This is a genomic window from Actinoplanes lutulentus (assembly GCF_003259845.1).
GTDB classification, from domain to species: Bacteria; Actinomycetota; Actinomycetes; order Mycobacteriales; family Micromonosporaceae; genus Actinoplanes; species Actinoplanes lutulentus.
In genome coordinates, this window is record NZ_QLMJ01000002.1 from 650535 (window position 1) to 668478 (window position 17944).

A 17944-nucleotide genomic window follows, 5' to 3' on the forward strand; every position below is an offset into this window, starting at 1 on the left:
ATGGCGTCGCCTCCACCTTGGCGATCTGCGATGGCGTCGCCCCCGCCTTGGCGATCTGCGATGGCGGCGCCTTCGCCCCGGGGATGCGGGACGGGCCCGGAGGGTCGGTGGGAGCTGATGGGGGGACGGAGGGTGAGGGCGAGTCCGGGTCTGCGGGCTGGGTCTGGTCAGCCAAGGGGATCGTCTCGCAGGCGGGGGCCGACTCGGTCGGGCTCGGTGTCGGCGGCGTCGGCGGTGGTGAGGGCGGTGGTGGCGGAGATGGGGGTCAGGGGGAGCTCGGGGAACGGGGGTGGGGTGCCGCCGAACTCGGGGCACAGGTCCTGGTGGCGGCACCAGCCGCAGAGGCGGCTCGGTTTGGGGCGGAAGTCCCGGTCGGCTTTCGCCCGCTCGATGGCTGCGGAGAGGGCCGTCAGGGTGCGCTCGAAGCGCTCCAGCTCGCCGGCCTCGGGGCTGTAGTCGAGGACCTCGGCGTCTTTCAGGTAGAGCAGCCGCAGGACACGGGGGACCACGCCTCGGGTGCGCCAGAGGACCAGGGCGTAGAACTTCAGCTGGAACAGGGCTCGGCCCTCGAAGGCCTCGCGGGGGGCGCCGCCGGTCTTGTAGTCGACGACGCGCAGGTCGCCGGCGGGGGAGACGTCGAGGCGGTCGATGTAGCCCCGGAGCAGCAGGTCGTCGCCGATCACCGTGGAGATCAGGGTCTCGCGCTCGGCGGGCTGGAGGCGTTGCGGGTCCTCCACCGCGAAGTAGCCGCTGAGCAGGGCGGTCGCGCTGGAGAGGAACGCGGCGATGCGGGCCACCTCGGCCTCGGCGGCCGGCACGTCGACCAGCACCGCCTGCCCGGTCGCATCAGCCTCGGCAGCGGCCGCCGCCGGATCGGCGCCGGCCGAAGCAGCGCCGGTCGAAGCAGCGCCGGTCGAAACAGCGCCGGCCGAGGCAGGCCCGGACGCTGCAGCGCCGGCCGAAGCAGGCTTGGACGCGGCGGTGCCGGCTGCTGGGAGTGGGGGTGGGGTGGTGAAGATCTCGGCTAGGGACGGCTCCTGCACGAGGAGCTTTTGCCACTCGGGGGCGACCAGGGCGGCCGCTGCCTCCGGGGTGCGGGCGGCGGCGGGGAGGTCGAAGAGGCGCTCCAGGACGGCGTGCACGAGGGTGCCGCGGATCTGGTCGGCGGTGGGCAGCTCGGGCAGCTTGTCGATGGTGCGGAAGCGGAACAGCAGCGGGCACGTCTTGAAATCGGCCGCCCGGGACGGCGAGAGGGAGGGCCCAGCCGGTGACTCGGGCCGCTTGCCGCGGGCTGCGGGGACCGCGGAAGGCTGGGAAGCCGTCAGGGATGGGTGCGCCGTCATGGGGAAGAGGCTAGGCCAGGGGTACGACGAAAACGCCGGGGTGGGTCGCGCGGCGGCGTGTCCGTAGCATCGACCGCGTGGAGGATCAGGGGCGCGCGACCCGTAATCAGCCGGCGGCCGGCCGGCCGGTCGGGCACGTCCTGGGCATCCCGGTGTTCGCCAACGCGTCGATGCTGCTGCTCGCCGGGCTGGTCACCGTGGTCTACGGGAACTACGCGCAGTCCGAGCTGGGACTGACGCCGCCCTGGTCGTACCTGGTGGGTCTGGGTTTTGTGGTGTGCCTGCTCGGATCGGTGCTGTTGCACGAGCTGGGTCACGCGGTGATCGCCCGCAGGCATGGCATCGGCGTGCGGCGGATCACCCTGGAGCTGCTCAGCGGCTGGACCGAGATGGACCGGGACGCGCCGACGCCGAAGGTGGACGCGCTGGTCTCGCTCGCCGGTCCGCTGGTGTCGCTGTTGCTCGGCGGGATCGCGACGGGCGCGGCGTTGCTGCTGCCGTCCGACACCGTTCCCGGACAGATCGCGTTCCAGCTGGCGGTCAGCAACGTCCTGGTGGCGGTCTTCAACGTGCTGCCGGGGCTGCCGCTGGACGGTGGCCGGGCGCTGCGGGCCGGCATGTGGGCGCTGCTGAAGGACCGTAACCGGGCGACCGTGGTGGCCGGCTGGGCCGGCCGAGTCCTGGCGTTGCTCACCGTGGTCGTCGTGGTGGCGCTCTACCAGCTGCGGATCCTGACCGTTTTCGGTCTCGTCTTCGTGCTGCTCGTGGTGCTCACCCTCTGGCAGGGCGCCGGGCAGTCGATCCGGCTGGGGCGGATGACCGGGCGGTTCCCGCTGATCGATCTGAACGCGCTGGCCCGGCCGATCATCGCGGTGCCGGCCGGCACGCCGCTGGGTGAGGCGCAGCGGCGCCGGGCCGAGGATCCGCGGCCGGACGTGGTGCTCGCCGTCGCCGACGCCGCGGGCATCCTGACCGCGCTGGTCGACCCGGTCGCCGCCGAGCGGGTGCCGGTGGACCGGCGGCCCTGGGTGAGCGTGGAGAGTGTCTCCCGGTCGCGGGACGCGCTGACCTCGTTGCCGCTCGGGCTCAGCGGTGAGCAGGTGGTCCGGGCGCTGCAGGCTCACCCGGGTGCGCAGTACCTGGTGACGGCAGGGGAGGATGTCGTCGGTGTCCTGCGGGTCGCCGACGTGGCCGCGGTCCTGGAACCGCGCACTGTGCCGAGCCCCAGAAAAGAAACCCCGGGAAAAGACACCCCGGGCAAAGACAGCCCGAACGAAGACAGCTGAGAGTAGATCTGTGACCACGACCCCGACCACCGACGTCACCGCCTCCGACGAGCAGGTCCCCGCGCACCGCGGACCGTTCCGGGTGGGCGACCGCGTGCAGCTCACCGACCCGAAAGGGCGGATGCACACCATCGTGCTGGAGCCCGGCAAGGCGTTCCACACCCACCGTGGCGCGCTGGAGCACGACGCGCTGATCGGGCTGCCCGACGGCAGCGTCGTCACCTCGACCGGCAGCACGGCGTACCTGGCGCTGCGGCCGCTGCTCAGCGACTACGTGCTGTCGATGCCGCGCGGCGCTCAGGTGATCTACCCGAAGGACGCGGCGCAGATCGTCGCGATGGGTGACGTCTTCCCCGGCGCGAAGGTCCTCGAGGCCGGCGCCGGCTCCGGTGCGCTCACCTGCTCGCTGCTGCGGGCCGTGGGCAGCACCGGCGAGGTGCACAGTTACGAGCTGCGCGAGGACTTCGCGAAGATCGCCCGCAAGAACGTCGAGGCGTTCTTCGGCGGCCCGCACCCAGCGTGGCACCTGCACGACGGTGACGTCGCGGGCAACGAGATCGGTGGCTTCGACCGGATCATCCTGGACATGCTGACCCCGTGGGAGACGCTCGACATGGTCGAGAAGTCGCTCATCCCGGGCGGCGTGTTCATCGGTTACGTGGCGACCACCCCGCAGCTCAGCGAGCTCGTCGAGGCGCTGCGGGAGCGCGGTGGCTGGACCGAGCCGCGCGCCTGGGAGTCGCTGGTCCGGGACTGGCACGCGGACGGCCTCGCGGTGCGCCCCGACCACCGGATGATCGCGCACACCGCGTTCCTGGTCTCCGCGCGCAAGCTCGCGCCGGGCGTCACGGCTCCGCCGCGCCGCCGCAAGCCGAGCAAGGGCGCCGAGGCGTACGCGGCCCGCAAGGCGACCCAGGCCGCACTGCACGCACAAAAAGAGAACCCCGCCGCAGAGCAGGAGAACCCCACCGGGGAGTGACCGTCATCGTGGCGTCGGGTAGGTTCCGTTCCAGCGTCTAAGGGGAGGGGCAGGGTGGCAGCATGAGCTCTCCGCCGTTCGGGGGAAGCAACGAAATGCCGGCGGTTTTCCCCGATTGGTCCCCGTACCCGGATTTGGATTCGGCGGCCCGTGCCTACCTGCGTGACCCCGATGTGGCGCTGGACGCGCTCTTCGGGGTCCTGCGCGGGGCCTCGGTCCTCTGCTTCACGCTGGAACGCTTCGTCAACGAGGTGAACGGCGTGTGGCAGGAGGTCGTGGTCTGCGACGGCAGCCGCCTGGTGCTCTGGCACGGCGAGGACGTCGCTCCCGGCGACGGCCCGGCCGGTTCGATGACCTCGTCGCTGCGGGTGGTGCCGCTCTCCACGGTGACCGAGGTGGGCTGCCGGCGGCGGCTCACCCGGACGCCGAACGGCCAGGCGCGGGTCGACAGCATCGACGTCTACCTGCTGCTGAGCTCGGTCGACGACGCGGTGCCGCCGCCCGGTGTCGGTGAGGACGAGGGCCGGGCGCCGCTGCGGCACGACGCGCTGCGTTTCGGCAAGACGATCGACGACGGCGGCGCGGGTCAGATCGCCCGGCTGGAGGAATTCTCCCGCGTGGTGGCCTCCCTGGTCGGGAGACCCACCCTCTGAAAAAGAGGGCCCACGCTTTAGCAGAAGACGTGCGTAAAGCGGCGAAAGATCACCCGTGGTGTTTCCCACGTAACCGATCACGTGCCCAAACCAGCCCCGATCTATCGAGGCACAGAGGTGCCCGGCAGTGTGCGCCGGGTCCCTCACCTCCCACAACAGGGCCGCGCGGACCGTACCCGAAGATCCGATACACCCATCGGCCACAGGTTGATCAATCGATCAAGAGTCGGTGACGAGGGTGTTGCAGGGGTCGAAAACCGCTTCGGAGCAGCTAGTGTTATGCCAAGACGTTCGAGCCCCCCGGGGAGGTGGGACGTGGCACGTAGCGACGAAGCGGACTCCCGCGCCGCACGATGGGAGAAAGAGGCCAACGATCTCTCGAGTCAGGTCGCGTTCCTGCAAGAGGAACTCGCTCTGGTCCGGAGGAAGTTGACCGAGAGCCCCCGACACGTCCGGCAGCTTGAGGAACGGCTCGCGGCAACGCAGGCGCAGCTGGCCCGAGTGACCGAGAACAACGAGCGGCTCGTGGCGACCCTCAAGGAAGCCCGGACCCAGATCGTCACTCTCAAGGAAGAGATTGACCGGCTCGCCCAGCCGCCCAGCGGCTACGGCGTTTTCCTGGCCGCACACGAGGACGGCACGGTGGATGTCTTCACCGGCGGCCGCAAACTGCGGGTGGCGGTCTCGCCGTCGCTCGCGGTCGAGGAGTTGCAGCGGGGACAGGAAGTCCTGCTCAACGACGCGCTCAACGTGGTGGACGCGTTCGGTTTCGAGCGCACCGGCGAGGTGGTCCTGCTCAAGGAGGTCCTGGACAACCCGTCCGGCGGCCCCCGCGATCGGGCCCTGGTGGTCTCGCATGCCGACGAGGAACGCATCGTGTTCCTCGCCGACTCGCTCGAGGTCGGCAAGCTCCGTGCGGGTGACTCGCTCATGATCGAGCCCCGTTCGGCGTACGCCTATGAGCGCATCCCGAAGAGCGAGGTCGAGGAACTCGTCCTCGAGGAGGTCCCCGACGTCGACTACACCGACATCGGTGGACTGCACTCGCAGATCGAGCAGATCCGCGACGCGGTGGAGCTGCCGTTCCTGCACGCCGACCTGTTCCGGGAGCACCAGCTGCGCCCGCCGAAGGGCATCCTGCTCTACGGCCCGCCCGGTTGTGGCAAGACCCTGATCGCCAAGGCCGTGGCGAACTCGCTGGCGAAGAAGATCGCTGAGCGTCGCGGCGAGGAGAAGCACACCAGCTACTTCCTCAACATCAAGGGTCCGGAGCTGCTCAACAAGTACGTGGGTGAGACCGAGCGGCACATCCGCCTGGTCTTCCAGCGGGCTCGGGAGAAGGCCGGCGAGGGCACACCGGTCATCGTGTTCTTCGACGAGATGGACTCGATCTTCCGGACGCGTGGCTCCGGTGTCTCCAGTGACGTGGAGAACACCATCGTTCCCCAGCTCCTCAGCGAGATCGACGGCGTCGAGGGCCTGGAGAACGTGATCGTCATCGGCGCGTCGAACCGGGAAGACATGATCGACCCGGCCATCCTGCGCCCCGGACGTCTCGATGTGAAGATCAAGATCGAGCGCCCGGACGCCGAGGCGGCGAAGGACATCTTCGGCAAGTACATCCTCTCCGACCTGCCGCTCAGTGGGGACGACCTCACCGAGCACGGCGGGAACAGGGACGCGACGGTCGCCGCGATGATCGAGGCGGTCGTGCTCCGGATGTACACGGAGACCGAGGAGAACCGCTTCCTGGAGGTCACCTATGCCAACGGTGACAAGGAGGTCCTGTACTTCAAGGACTTCAACTCCGGCGCCATGATCCAGAACATCGTGGACCGCGGCAAGAAGATGGCGATCAAGGAGTTCCTCACCTCCGGCAAGAAGGGCCTCCGGCTGCAGCACCTGCTCGACAGCTGCGTCGACGAGTTCCGGGAGAACGAGGACCTGCCGAACACCACCAACCCCGACGACTGGGCGCGCATCTCCGGTAAGAAGGGCGAGCGGATCGTCTACATCCGCACGCTCGTCTCCGGCGGCAAGGGCGCCGAGGCCGGCCGTTCCATCGAGACGGCGAACAACACCGGCCAGTACCTGTAACAACGCCTGAAGACAGGGCCGGAGGGGCAACTCTCCGGCCCTGCTCTCGTTCCACCCCCTGTGAGACAAAACCGCCTGGCGTGGCTTGACGCTCTCCGTGGGTACGCCGCGGTGGTCGTCGCCGCCTTCCACCTCAGCCCGGTGATCCTCGGATCCGCCACCCACCTGCAGATCTACCGCGTGTTCGACCTCGGTAAATACGCCGTGCTGCTCTTCTTCCTGGTGAGCGGTTACGTCATCCCGATGTCGCTGGAACGCCACGGTTCACTGCGCAGGTTCTGGGTGGGCCGGCTCTGCCGGATCTACCCGGCGTACCTCGCGACGATCCTTCTCGCCGCCGGCCTGACGGCCGCCGGGCTCTTCCGCCTGCCGGACCAGCTGCGCACGGAGACCACCGCGAGCGTGCTCGCGCACGCCACGATGCTTCAAGACCTTCTTGGGGTACGCGGAATCGTGCGGCCGTTCTGGACGCTCAGCTTCGAGATGCTGTTCTACCTGCTGGTGGCAGGGCTCTTCGCGTGGCGGCTGCACCGGTTCAGCGGGTGGTGGGCGGGTGGGCTGACGCTGGTCGCCGTTCTTGGTGGCAGCCGGTTGCCGGATGCCCTTGCCGGCGGTACCGGCGCTGCCCGGACGATCGTGGCGGCCGTGGTGGCTGTGGTGGTGGCGGGGGTCGTCTGGGCGTACCAAAGCAGTCGCTCAGGTCTCGTCCGGCTTGCCGGCGGCGTCTCGCTGGGTTTGATCTTTCTTGCCATGGCCAACGGCCATGCGACGCGGTGGGTGACCAGCGGGTCCTCGGCGCAGGCGATGCTGATGCTGGCGGTGATGTTCGCCGGGACGGTGGTTTATCGGGCCGAGCATCGTCAGATCGGGCGAAGCGCGGCGATCCTGGCGCTCGGGGTCGTCCTTGCGGGTGTCGCCGTGCATCCCTGGCAGGGGGGAGGATGGTGTGCGATAGCGGTCGCCGGGACGTTCGCGGTGATGTTCGCGCTGCGTCACCGATCGATGCCCGGAGTGTTGAGCTGGCTCGGGACCGTCAGCTATTCGCTCTATCTGCTGCATCTGCTGGTGCTCGCCGTGGTCACCCGGCTGACCAGTGACAAACCGCTGATCCTGCTCGGTTTTACGGTGGGCACGCTGGTCTCTGCCTGGGCGTGTCACCGCTGGGTGGAGCGGCCGGGGCAGCGTCTCGCGAAGATCTTTATCGCCACGCATGGTGAAACGACGCGTACTGGCAGCATCGGCAAGCAACGGGAGAGCGTCTAGGCTCAATACATGAGCAGGCTTGGCTTCGTGGCGGACAGGGTGGTCGCATGAGTGTTCGACGGATTATGGGAACCGAAGTCGAGTACGGCATCTCGGTGCCCGGCCAGCCCGGCGCCAACCCGATGGTGACGTCCTCGCAGGTGGTAAACGCCTACGGAGCCCGCCCCGAACTCAACCGTAACGGCCGCGCACGCTGGGATTACGAGGAAGAGTCGCCGCTGCGCGACGCCCGTGGCTTCACCTACTCCGGCGCTGCCTACGACCCTGCCGAAGCCCTCGCCGACGAGGATCTCGGCCTGGCCAACGTGATACTGACCAACGGCGCCCGTCTCTACGTCGACCACGCGCACCCGGAGTACAGCACTCCGGAGTGCACCAACCCGCTCGACGTCGTGAAGTGGGACAAGGCAGGCGAACGGGTGATGGCCGAGGCCTCCCGGCGCGCCGCCTCGATTCCCGGCACGCACCGGATCCAGCTCTACAAGAACAACACCGACAACAAGGGCGCGTCGTACGGCTCGCACGAGAACTACCTGATGCGCCGGCAGACCCCGTTCGCCGACATCGTCGCCCACCTCACGCCGTTCTTCGTCACCCGGCAGATCTTCACCGGCGTCGGCCGGGTCGGCATCGGGCAGGACGGCACCGGATCCGGTTTCCAGATCTCGTCACGCGCCGACTTCTTCGAGGTCGAGGTCGGACTGGAGACCACGCTCAAGCGGCCGATCATCAACACCCGGGACGAGCCGCACTCGGACGCCGACAAGTACCGCCGCCTGCACGTGATCATCGGCGACGCGAACCTCTCCGAGATCGCGTCGTACCTGAAGATGGGCACCACCTCGCTGGTGCTCAACATGATCGAGGAGAAGGTGTTCACCGGGGAGCTCGGCATCGCCGACCCGGTCACCGAACTCAAGGCGGTCAGCCACGACCCCACGCTGAAGCACCTGATGCGGCTGCGCGACGGGCGCCGGCTCACCGCGCTCGATCTGCAGTGGGCGTACTACGAGCGGGCCCGCGCGTTCGTCGACGAGCGGTACGGCACCGACACCGACGAGCAGACCGCCGACGTGCTCGACCGCTGGGAGGACGTGCTCACCAAGCTCGGCGACGACCCGATGCAGCTCTCCGACTCGCTCGACTGGGTGGCGAAACTGCGGCTGCTGGAGGGTTACCGGGAGCGCGAGGAGCTCGGCTGGAACTCGCCGAAACTCCAGCTCGTCGATCTGCAGTACTCCGACGTGCGGCCGGAGAAGGGCCTGTACCACCGCCTGGTCGCCCGCGGGTCGATGAAGACCCTGCTGGACCCGGACGAGACGCAGCGCGCGATGTACGAGCCGCCGGAGGACACCCGGGCGTACTTCCGCGGCCGCTGCCTCGCGCAGTACGCCTCCGAAGTGGTCGCCGCCAGCTGGGACTCGGTCATCTTCGACATCGGCCGGGAGTCGCTGGTCCGGGTTCCGATGATGGAACCGGAACGCGGCACCAAGAAGCACGTGGGCGCGCTCTTCGACAAGTGCGAGAGCGCCAAGGACCTGCTCGAGGTGATCACGAGCCGGTGATGCGTTTTGTCACAGGCGCGAGGTAGGTTTTTTCCAACCCGATGTTGCAGGACTTCGGGTGGCTGAGAAGGGGGACATCCATGGCAACCCGAGACACAGGTGGTCAGTCGCAGAGTGGCAAGAGCCAGAGCGACCAGGAGATCGAGGACGTCACCGTCGAGGCCAACCCCGAGGTAGCCGAGCGGCACGCGGAAATCACCGAGGACGTCGACGACCTGCTGGACGAGATCGACTCCGTTCTGGAAGAGAACGCCGAGGAGTTCGTCCGCGGATACGTACAAAAAGGCGGCCAGTGAGTTAATTGTCCGCTTTAGGAGGAGCGCCGGGCTTCGCATGCCAATGCGACGTCCGGCGCGCCATTCGATGGACAACACTTAGACCATGGTCATCGCACCGGGCACGGTGCGCGCGATAGTGTGCTTCAACTGCAGCGGTGGCCTTTCCGGCGCCGAAGCGATCACGTACCTGAAAGGAACCACGTGGCGACGGGCTTTGATCCATCCGGGCGTCTACCGGATTTCTTCACCAATACGGGGACGTCCTCCTTCACGCAGTTCCTGAGTCAGGCCGCGCCGGAGATGCTTCCGGGCCGGCGGCCGCTTCCGCCCGGGCTCTCCGGTGACATCGCGCCGCACGGCACCACGATCGTCGCGATCGCGACGGCGGACGGTGTGGTGATGGCGGGCGACCGCCGCGCGACCATGGGGAACCTGATCGCGAGCCGCGACATCAGGAAAGTCCACCCGGCGGACTCGTACTCGCTGATCGGCATCGCGGGTACGGCGGGCATCGGCATCGAGCTGATCCGGCTGTTCCAGGTGGAGCTCGAGCATTACGAGAAGATCGAGGGAGCGATGCTCTCCCTCGACGGTAAGGCGAACCGGCTGGCCGCGATGGTCCGCGGCAATCTGGGCGCCGCGATGCAGGGCCTCGCCGTGGTCCCGCTCTTCGCCGGCTTCGACCTGTCGCCGATCGACTCGGCCCGTGCCGGGCGCATCTTCAGCTTCGACATCGCCGGTGGCCTCTACGAGGAGACCGGCTACGAGGCGATCGGCTCGGGTTCGCTGTTCGCGAAGTCGGCGCTGAAGAAGCGGTACCGGGCCGGGGTGAGCACCGCCAACGCCATCAAGCTGGCGGTGGAGGCGCTCTACGACGCGGCCGACGACGACACCGCGACCGGCGGGCCGGACGTGACCCGCAAGATCTATCCGGTGGTGATGACGGCGACGGCAGCCGGCACCCAGCGGCTCAGCGACGAGGACATCACCACGGTGGCCGAGCAGGTCGTCCAGGGACGCATGGAGAACCCGGGCGGCTGATCCGCTCTTTCACGAAGACAGGAGAAGCCAACCGTGGCCATGCAGTTCTACGCATCGCCCGAGCAGGTCCAGCGGGACCGCTCGGAGTACGCCCGTAAGGGCATCGCCCGCGGCCGGTCGGCCGTGGTGCTCACCTACGAGGGCGGCATCCTGCTGGTCGCCGAGAACATCACCACCCTGCGGAAGATCAGCGAGATCTACGACAAGATCGCGTTCGCTGCCGTCGGGCGGTACAACGAGTTCGAGAGCCTGCGCCGGGCCGGCGTGCGGATGGCCGACATGCTCGGCCTCAGCTACGACCGTCGCGACGTGACCGGGCGGGCCCTGGCCAACGCGTACACGCAGACCCTCGGTGCGATCTTCTCGGAGACGCAGAAGCCGTACGAGGTGGAGATCTGCGTGGCGCAGGTCGGCGCGACGCCCGCCGAGGACGAGCTGTACCGGGTGACCTACGACGGCTCCGTCATGGACGAGCCGGGCTTCATGGCGATGGGCGGCCAGGCCGAGGCGATCTCCAACGTGCTGCGTGAGCGGCACGACACCGCCGCGGACCTGCAGACCGCGCTGGCACTCGCCGCCGAGGCGCTCGGCAGCGTGGGCGGGGAGAACGGTGCCACCCGCACCCTGGACGCCAAGCAGCTGGAGGTGGCGGTCCTGGACCGGCGCCGGCAGGGACGGGCGTTCCGGCGGCTCACCGGGGCGTCGCTGACCACCCTGCTCGGGCACGAGTCGGTGCCGGAAGCAGATCTGGGCGACGTCGACGCGGCGCCGCCCGCACCGGCCGAGGCCAAGCCGACGATCTCGGCGGCGTCCTCGGACAAGGAGAAGACTCCCGAAGCCGACTCCTGAGCTGACGGCGACGGCCGGGCGACCTGTGACGGTCCGCCCGGCCGTTGTTGTGCTTTTACGCGTACCCACGATGGAGCCTGCGCGGGCGCGCCTGGCGCGCCCGTCGCGGGGTGTGTGCGGGAAAGAGCGAGTTGTGACTGCCGCTGAACCGTTTTTTGAGGCTAGTGTTCTGACATGGAACGGCGAATTTTCGGCCTCGAGACCGAGTACGGAGTCACGTGCACCTATCGGGGGCAGCGGCGGCTGTCTCCGGACGAGGTGGCCCGCTACCTGTTCCGCCGAGTGGTCTCCTGGGGACGCAGCAGCAACGTGTTCCTTCGCAACGGCGCACGCCTCTACCTCGATGTCGGTTCCCACCCCGAGTACGCGACCCCCGAGTGCGACTCCGTCACCGATCTGGTCGCTCATGACCGGGCCGGCGAGCGGATCCTGGAAGGCCTGCTCGTCGACGCGGAGAAGCGTCTGCACGACGAGGGCATCGCGGGCGAGATCTACCTCTTCAAGAACAACACCGACTCGGCCGGCAACTCCTACGGCTGCCACGAGAACTATCTCGTGTCGCGGCACGGCGAGTTCGGTCGTCTCGCCGACGTCCTGATCCCGTTCCTGGTCACCCGCCAGCTGATCTGCGGCGCGGGCAAGGTGCTGCAGACGCCGCGCGGCGCGGTGTTCTGCCTCTCGCAGCGCGCCGAGCACATCTGGGAAGGCGTCTCCAGCGCGACGACGCGCAGCCGCCCGATCATCAACACCCGCGACGAGCCGCACGCCGACGCCGAGCGGTACCGCCGCCTCCACGTCATCGTCGGCGACTCGAACATGAACGAGGTCACCACCCTGCTCAAGGTGGGCGCCGCCGACATCGTGCTCCGCATGATCGAGGCCGGCGTGGTGATGAAGGACCTGACCCTGGAGAACCCGATCCGGGCCATCCGCGAGGTCAGCCACGACATCACCGGCCGCCGCAAGATCCGCCTGGCGAACAACAAAGAGGTCTCCGCCCTCGACATCCAGCAGGAATACCTGGCGAAGGCCACCGAGTTCGTCGAGCGCCGCGGCGGCGACCCGGTCGCGAAACGCGTCGTCGAGCTGTGGGGCCGCGTGCTCAACGCGGTCGAGACCGGCAACCTCGACGCCGTCTCCCGCGAGATCGACTGGGTGTCGAAGTACAAGCTGATCGAGAAGTACCAGGCCAAGCACGAGATCCCGATGTCGCATCCGCGGATCGCGCAGCTGGACCTGGCGTACCACGACGTGCGCCGCGGCCGCGGGCTCTACGCGCTCATGGAGAAGCGCAAGCAGGTCGACCGGATCGCCAACGACCTGCAGATCTACGAGGCCAAGGAGACGCCGCCGCAGACCACGCGGGCGCGGCTGCGCGGCGAGTTCATCAAGCACGCGCAGGAGAAGCGCCGCGACTTCACCGTCGACTGGGTGCACCTCAAGCTCAACGACCAGGCGCAGCGGACAGTGCTCTGCAAGGACCCGTTCCGGGCGTACGACGAGCGAGTGGAGCGGCTGATCGCCAGCATGTGACGACGGCGGTCGCCGCCGGTGGGATGGCAGGTGGTTTGCGGTGCCGCGGGGTTTGCGGTGCCGGAAACCACCTACCATCCCACCGGTTACAAGGCGACCGCCTGCGGAGCGAAGCGGAGCCGGTGGCTCAGTTACGCTGGCCAGGTTATGACTTACCCTGGCCAGCCTTCCCTGCCTCCCGAACCTCCTGAGAGCACCGAGCACGAGGTGCGCTGGGGGCGTCTTCAGCGCCGTCGTGAGCGCGTTTACCGCCAGATCCAGAAAGACCGCGCCGGCAATCACAAGATCCCGACGTGGGTCTATGTCACGGCTCTCGCGCTGCTGCTGGCCGGCTGGGCTTACCTGATCGTCACTTCTTAAGATCAAACTCCGGTCGCAGCGGGGTGGTGGGTACGGACCGCTGCTCCCGCCGAGGGCCCGGCGCGGCCTCGCTGCGCTCGCCGCACCGGGCGGCCTGCGTGAGCGGTTGCGCTCTTTTCTGTCACCCCCGTGGTTTCGTCCGGAGTGTGTGGCGTGCTTGTGTTCAGGTATGGCAGACATCGTTGATCCGGCCGTATCCGACTACCTGCTCGACCACTGCACCCCCGCGGACGAACTCCTGCGGGAGCTCGCCGCGGAGACGTATGCGAAATTTCCGCCCGGGGCCGCCGGCATGCAGGTGTCGCACGACGAGGGCGCGCTGCTGACGATGCTGGTCCAGCTGACCGGCGCCGATTACGCCGTCGAGATCGGCACGTTCACCGGGTACTCGTCGATCTGCATCGCCCGGGCGCTGCGGCCGGGCGGGCGGCTTCTCGCCTGCGACGTCTCCGACGAGTGGACGAGCGTGGCGCGGGCGTACTGGGCGAAGGCCGGCCTCGACGACCGGATCGAGCTGCGCCTGGCACCGGCGATCGAGACGGTGCGATCGCTGAACTCCGATCCCGTGATCGACTTCGTGTTCCTGGACGCGGATAAGACGGGGTATCCGGCGTACTACGAGGAGATCGTGCCGCGGCTGCGCCCGGGCGGCCTGCTGGTGATCGACAACGTGCTGCGCGGGGGCGAGGTCCTCGACCCGCACGACGAGTCGAGCCGCGCGGTGGCGTCCCTGAACGACGCGATCGTCACTGATGATCGCGTCGAGTCGGTGATGCTCCCGGTCCGCGACGGGGTGACGCTGGTCCGCAGGCGCTCGTAGCCAACTGACCGCCCGTCTGTCCGCCGTCTGTCCGCCGTCCGCCCTCCTGCCGCCGTTCGGCTGCGCGATCTTGTGAGTTTTCGGCTGGTATCTCGGCGAAAGCTCACAAGATCTTCGTGGGGGTGGCGGCGGCGTTGGGCTTCGTGCGGGATCTTGTGAGCTTTCGGCTCGCGTGGCGGCGAAAGCTCACAAGATCTCGGCCTGGGCGGCGGCGAGTGGCGGGTGGCGGGGTGCTGCGGGGCCTCGGGTGGGATGGCAACCTGATCGCCCCCGGTGGGGAACTTCGGGTTCGCCCTGGATGACGTCTCCTTGAACCTGTGTCGAGTGAGCGCGGTGCTGTGCGTCTCTTCTCGGTGGTCGCGGTGCTCGCGATCACCGGGTATCTGATGCTGCCGGAAAACGTCTGGGTTCGTACCGTCTGGCAGGTCACGACCGGATATGCGGCCACCGCCGCGATTCTCCTGGGCGCGCACCGGCTGCCGCGGGCCGACCGGCTGCCGTGGTGGTGTTTCGCGGCCGGGGTGTTCCTCAACACCACCGGGATCCCGGTGTCGGTGGTCGGTGAGATCTACTTCGGGTTTCTGGACCTGCCGACGCCGGCGGACCCGTTCTTCCTCGGGCTCTATCCCGCGTGCGCGCTGGGGCTCGGCGTGCTCGTGTGGCGCCGGGACCGGCGGCGGGACTGGACCGCGCTTGTCGACGCTGCCACGATCACCACCGGGTTCGGGCTGCTGGCCTGGGTCTATGTCATCGAGCCACAGGATCTCGGCGACCGGATGAACCGCTGGGCGCACGCCACTCAGGTCGCGTACCCGATCGGGGATCTTCTTTTGATCGGCATGATGACCCGGCTGCTGCGGAGCGGCGGCAGCCGCGGACCCTCGCTCTGGCTGATCACCGGCGCGCTCGCGGCGTTCCTGATCGGTGACACCGCGTGGGTGGTGCTCGGCAACCTGGGCGAGTTCGGGGTCATGCTGGAGAACGCGCGCTGGTTCCGCCGGCCGCTCGAGTCGGTGTTCCTGATCGGGTTCCTGCTGTTCGGGGTGGCCGCGCTGCACGCCGACGCGCGGCAGGTCGCGGCCGCCGCCGAGACGCCGCCGGCCCGGCTGGGACGAGGGCTGCTGGCGCTGCTCGCCGGGGCGTCGCTGATCGCCCCGGCGCTGCTCGCGGTGCAGCTGCACCACGGCACGGTGGTCAACGGCTGGGCGCTGGTGTTCGGCTCGACGACGCTGTTCCTGCTGGTCGTGGTGCGGATGGCGATGCTGGTCCGGGAGACCGAGCGGCAGGCCCGGCAGGTGCGCGATCTGGCGCGGTCGGACGAGCTGACCGGCCTGCCGAACCGGCGCGCCTGGAACGACGAGCTGCCCCGGGCGCTGGAGCGTGCCCGCCGGGACCGTACCCCGGTGGCCGTCGCGTTCCTCGATTTGGACCACTTCAAGGTCTTCAACGACACGCACGGCCACCCGGCGGGGGACCGGCTGCTCAAGGCGGCCGCCGCGGCCTGGCACTCGGCGCTGCGCGAGGTCGATCTGATCGCGCGCTACGGCGGTGAGGAGTTCGTGGTCCTGCTGCCGGGCGCCGGCGCGGCCGAGGCGCGGCAGATCCTGGCCCGGGCGCTGGAGTCCACGCCGCTGGGCCAGACGTTCTCGGCGGGCGTCGCGCTCTGGGACGGCAGCGAGACGTCCGACGAGCTGCTGAAGCGCTCGGACGCGGCGCTCTACGTGGCGAAGGCGAACGGCCGCAGCCGGGTGGAGCTGGCCTCCGACAACTGGACGATGCAGCAGGCCGGATGAAGACTAGGAGAGCAGCGACGCCGCGTGCCTGCCCGCGGCCGCGGCCGCCAGGAAATAGGCGTGGTCCTGGTCCAGCTTGCGGCCCATCGTCGACAGCGGCACCGGGCACTCCCGCAGCGCCCGATCCAGCCCGTCAACCCCCACGCGGACCAGGCGGTGCCTCTCGCCGAGCGGCGCGAGCGCCGCGTCGACCTCCGCGGCCAACTGCGACTCCAGACCGTCCGGCACGACCAGGTCCGCGCTCGCAAGAGCGACTTTCCCGTACGCCGTAACGCTGTGATGTGACACTCCACGATGCCGTTCCCGGCCGTCGGCGTCGGAGATCCGCAGTGAGCCGACAGCCCGGCCACCGAGGACGGCGATCGCGTTGATCGCCTCACCGAGGGCCACCCCGGAGAAACCCCAGGCGGTGCCGGTGCCGAGATTTCCGGGACCCTGGGCGACGATCGTGACGTCCGCGCCGAGCACGTGCCGGGCGGCGAGCAGCCCGGTGTGCACGGTGCTCGCTTCGAGGTCGCCGCCGAACGCCTGGCCGGTGGTGACGGTGCCGGCGAGGTGGTCGCGAAGCCCGTCGAGGGTCCGGGAGAACCAGGCCGGCAGGGCCCCGCCGTCGGTCATCACGTACGCGACCGACGCCTCCGGGCGGTCGGCGTGGATGCCGGCCAGGATCGCGGGCAGCGCCGAGTGCAGATCAGCGGTGACCACCGGCATGCCGTCGATCGAGGACGCGGCCTCCATCACCGGCCGGTGCGGCGAGGCCTCCTCGTCGACACCGAGCAGGATCGCCTGCAGCGGGGTGTACCGGGCTTTCACCAGGTGACCGCTGTCCCGGGTGCCGCCGTCCACCTCCGGGTCGGCGGGCAGCCGGTCGGGCAGGGTGACCACCAGGGCGTACCCGCCGGTGCCGAGGCCCATCACGAGCGCGCCGACGTTGAGCAGCACCCGGTCGCCGGGCTCGGGGGTGCCGACCAGGCCGGGGTACGCGAGGGCGCGCAGCGGGCCGCCGGTGGTCTCCACGTCGAGTTCGAGGGCGCCGCGCCAGCTCCGCCGCACCGCAAGGACCGTTCCGGACCGCCAACGCACCATGACGGCTGACCCTACAAGCCGGCCGAATCCTCAGAGCCGCCGCGGGTCGGGTCGAGGAACACGTACCGAATCTCGGGGTAACGGGCCCGCAGCCGGCGTTCGGCCTCGTCAGAGGCCTTCTCGATCTCGGAGCCGGGTGCGTCGTCGGCGAAGTCGACCTTCGCGGCGACCAGGATGTCGTCCGGCCCGATCTGCATGGTGAACAGGGTCGGCACCGCGGTCACGACGCCGATCGACGCGATGTCCTCGGCGATCTGGTCGTGCAGCCGGGGCGGGACCGCGCGCCCGACCAGCAGCGTCACGTTGCTCTTGGCGAGGACCGCCGCGACGACGAGCAGCAGCAGACCGATCAGGATCGAGGCGAGGCCGTCCCAGAGGGCGTTGCCGGTGATCTCGGCGAGGCCGAGTCCGGCGGCGGCGAGCACCAGGCCGATCAGTGCGGCGGAGTCCTCGAAGTACACGGCCTTGACCGTGGTGTCCGGAGTGAGGCGCAGGAACCGGCGGGTCGACACGTTCCACCGGCTGGACTCGGTGCGCACCTGCCGGCGGGCCTTCAGGAACGAGGCGCCCTCGGCCAGGAACGAGACGGCCAGGACGATGTACGACGCCAGGTACGGCCCGCTCTCCTCACCCTCGATGATCGTGTCGATGCCGTGGTAGATGGAGAATCCGGCGCCGCCGACGAACGTGAACAGCGCGGCGATGAACGCCCAGACCCAGCTCTCCTTGCCGTACCCGAACGGGTGTTCTTCGTCGGCGGGGCGGGAACCGCGCCGCAGCGCGACGTAAAGGAAGACCTCGGTGACGGTGTCGGCGAACGAGTGGGCCGCCTCGGAGAGCATCGCGGCGGAGCCGGAGGTGAGACCGGCCACCAGTTTCGCGAAGGCGATCGCCAGGTTGGCGGCTCCGGCGACGACGACGGTGCCGACGCTCTCGGATTGCGCGGGTTCAGTCACGGCTGCCATCTTCCCCCGCCCATTGGCGGATAACCGCCCGTG

The 17944-nt window shown here is 69.1% G+C and carries 16 protein-coding genes; 13 read left to right on the plus strand and 3 right to left on the minus strand.

The window, feature by feature from the left end:
* Positions 1-167 precede the first annotated feature (167 nt).
* Entirely contained in the window at positions 168-1343 is a 1176-nt protein-coding gene (locus tag B0I29_RS06305; protein WP_111647873.1) for a RecB family exonuclease, read from the minus strand.
* A gap of 77 nt (positions 1344-1420) precedes the next feature.
* Here B0I29_RS06305 and B0I29_RS06310 point away from each other — a divergent pair, with 77 nt between their 5' ends.
* From B0I29_RS06310 to B0I29_RS06375, 13 genes are all read left to right on the plus strand, one after another.
* Entirely contained in the window at positions 1421-2629 is a 1209-nt protein-coding gene (locus B0I29_RS06310) for a site-2 protease family protein (RefSeq protein ID WP_111647874.1), read from the plus strand.
* A 10-nt stretch (positions 2630-2639) separates the two neighbouring features.
* Positions 2640-3608, plus strand: coding sequence for a tRNA (adenine-N1)-methyltransferase (locus B0I29_RS06315; RefSeq protein WP_111647875.1), 969 nt, complete (start codon positions 2640-2642; stop codon positions 3606-3608).
* Positions 3609-3670: 62 nt separating this feature from the next.
* A complete protein-coding gene (locus tag B0I29_RS06320) occupies positions 3671-4261 on the plus strand; it encodes a hypothetical protein (protein WP_111647876.1) in 591 nt (196 codons plus the stop codon).
* 315 nt (positions 4262-4576) lie between these two features.
* Positions 4577-6358 carry a proteasome ATPase gene (gene arc, locus B0I29_RS06325; RefSeq protein WP_111647877.1) on the plus strand — a complete coding sequence of 594 codons (1782 nt, stop codon included), beginning with the start codon at positions 4577-4579 and terminating at the stop codon, positions 6356-6358.
* A 60-nt stretch (positions 6359-6418) separates the two neighbouring features.
* Entirely contained in the window at positions 6419-7621 is a 1203-nt protein-coding gene (locus tag B0I29_RS06330) for an acyltransferase family protein (RefSeq protein WP_181557708.1), read from the plus strand.
* Positions 7622-7668: 47 nt separating this feature from the next.
* Positions 7669-9186: a depupylase/deamidase Dop gene (gene dop, locus B0I29_RS06335; protein ID WP_111647879.1), complete on the plus strand. Its 1518-nt coding sequence runs from the start codon at positions 7669-7671 to the stop codon at positions 9184-9186.
* Positions 9187-9266: 80 nt separating this feature from the next.
* Entirely contained in the window at positions 9267-9482 is a 216-nt protein-coding gene (locus B0I29_RS06340; protein WP_111647880.1) for a ubiquitin-like protein Pup, read from the plus strand.
* Between the two features lie 183 nt (positions 9483-9665).
* Complete coding sequence (gene prcB, locus B0I29_RS06350) at positions 9666-10505, plus strand: proteasome subunit beta (RefSeq protein WP_111647881.1); 840 nt, start codon at positions 9666-9668, stop codon at positions 10503-10505.
* Positions 10506-10538: 33 nt separating this feature from the next.
* Positions 10539-11354 (plus strand): proteasome subunit alpha, encoded by an 816-nt coding sequence (gene prcA, locus B0I29_RS06355; RefSeq protein ID WP_111647882.1) that lies wholly within the window; start codon positions 10539-10541, stop codon positions 11352-11354.
* Positions 11355-11528: 174 nt separating this feature from the next.
* The gene (pafA, locus tag B0I29_RS06360) at positions 11529-12887 is read left to right on the plus strand and encodes a Pup--protein ligase (RefSeq protein ID WP_111647883.1); all 1359 of its coding nucleotides are present in this window, start codon (positions 11529-11531) and stop codon (positions 12885-12887) included.
* A gap of 147 nt (positions 12888-13034) precedes the next feature.
* Positions 13035-13247 carry a hypothetical protein gene (locus B0I29_RS06365; RefSeq protein WP_146616730.1) on the plus strand — a complete coding sequence of 71 codons (213 nt, stop codon included), beginning with the start codon at positions 13035-13037 and terminating at the stop codon, positions 13245-13247.
* 169 nt (positions 13248-13416) lie between these two features.
* A complete protein-coding gene (locus B0I29_RS06370; protein ID WP_111647885.1) occupies positions 13417-14067 on the plus strand; it encodes an O-methyltransferase in 651 nt (216 codons plus the stop codon).
* Between the two features lie 338 nt (positions 14068-14405).
* Positions 14406-15860: a GGDEF domain-containing protein gene (locus B0I29_RS06375; RefSeq protein ID WP_245972264.1), complete on the plus strand. Its 1455-nt coding sequence runs from the start codon at positions 14406-14408 to the stop codon at positions 15858-15860.
* 3 nt (positions 15861-15863) lie between these two features.
* On the opposite strand, the gene B0I29_RS06380 is transcribed toward B0I29_RS06375, so the two are convergent.
* Together B0I29_RS06380 and B0I29_RS06385 are read right to left on the minus strand one after the other, a co-directional pair.
* Complete coding sequence (locus B0I29_RS06380; protein WP_111647886.1) at positions 15864-16946, minus strand: DUF3866 family protein; 1083 nt, start codon at positions 16944-16946, stop codon at positions 15864-15866.
* A gap of 11 nt (positions 16947-16957) precedes the next feature.
* Entirely contained in the window at positions 16958-17911 is a 954-nt protein-coding gene (locus B0I29_RS06385; protein ID WP_181557709.1) for a cation diffusion facilitator family transporter, read from the minus strand.
* Positions 17912-17944: the final 33 nt, after the last annotated feature.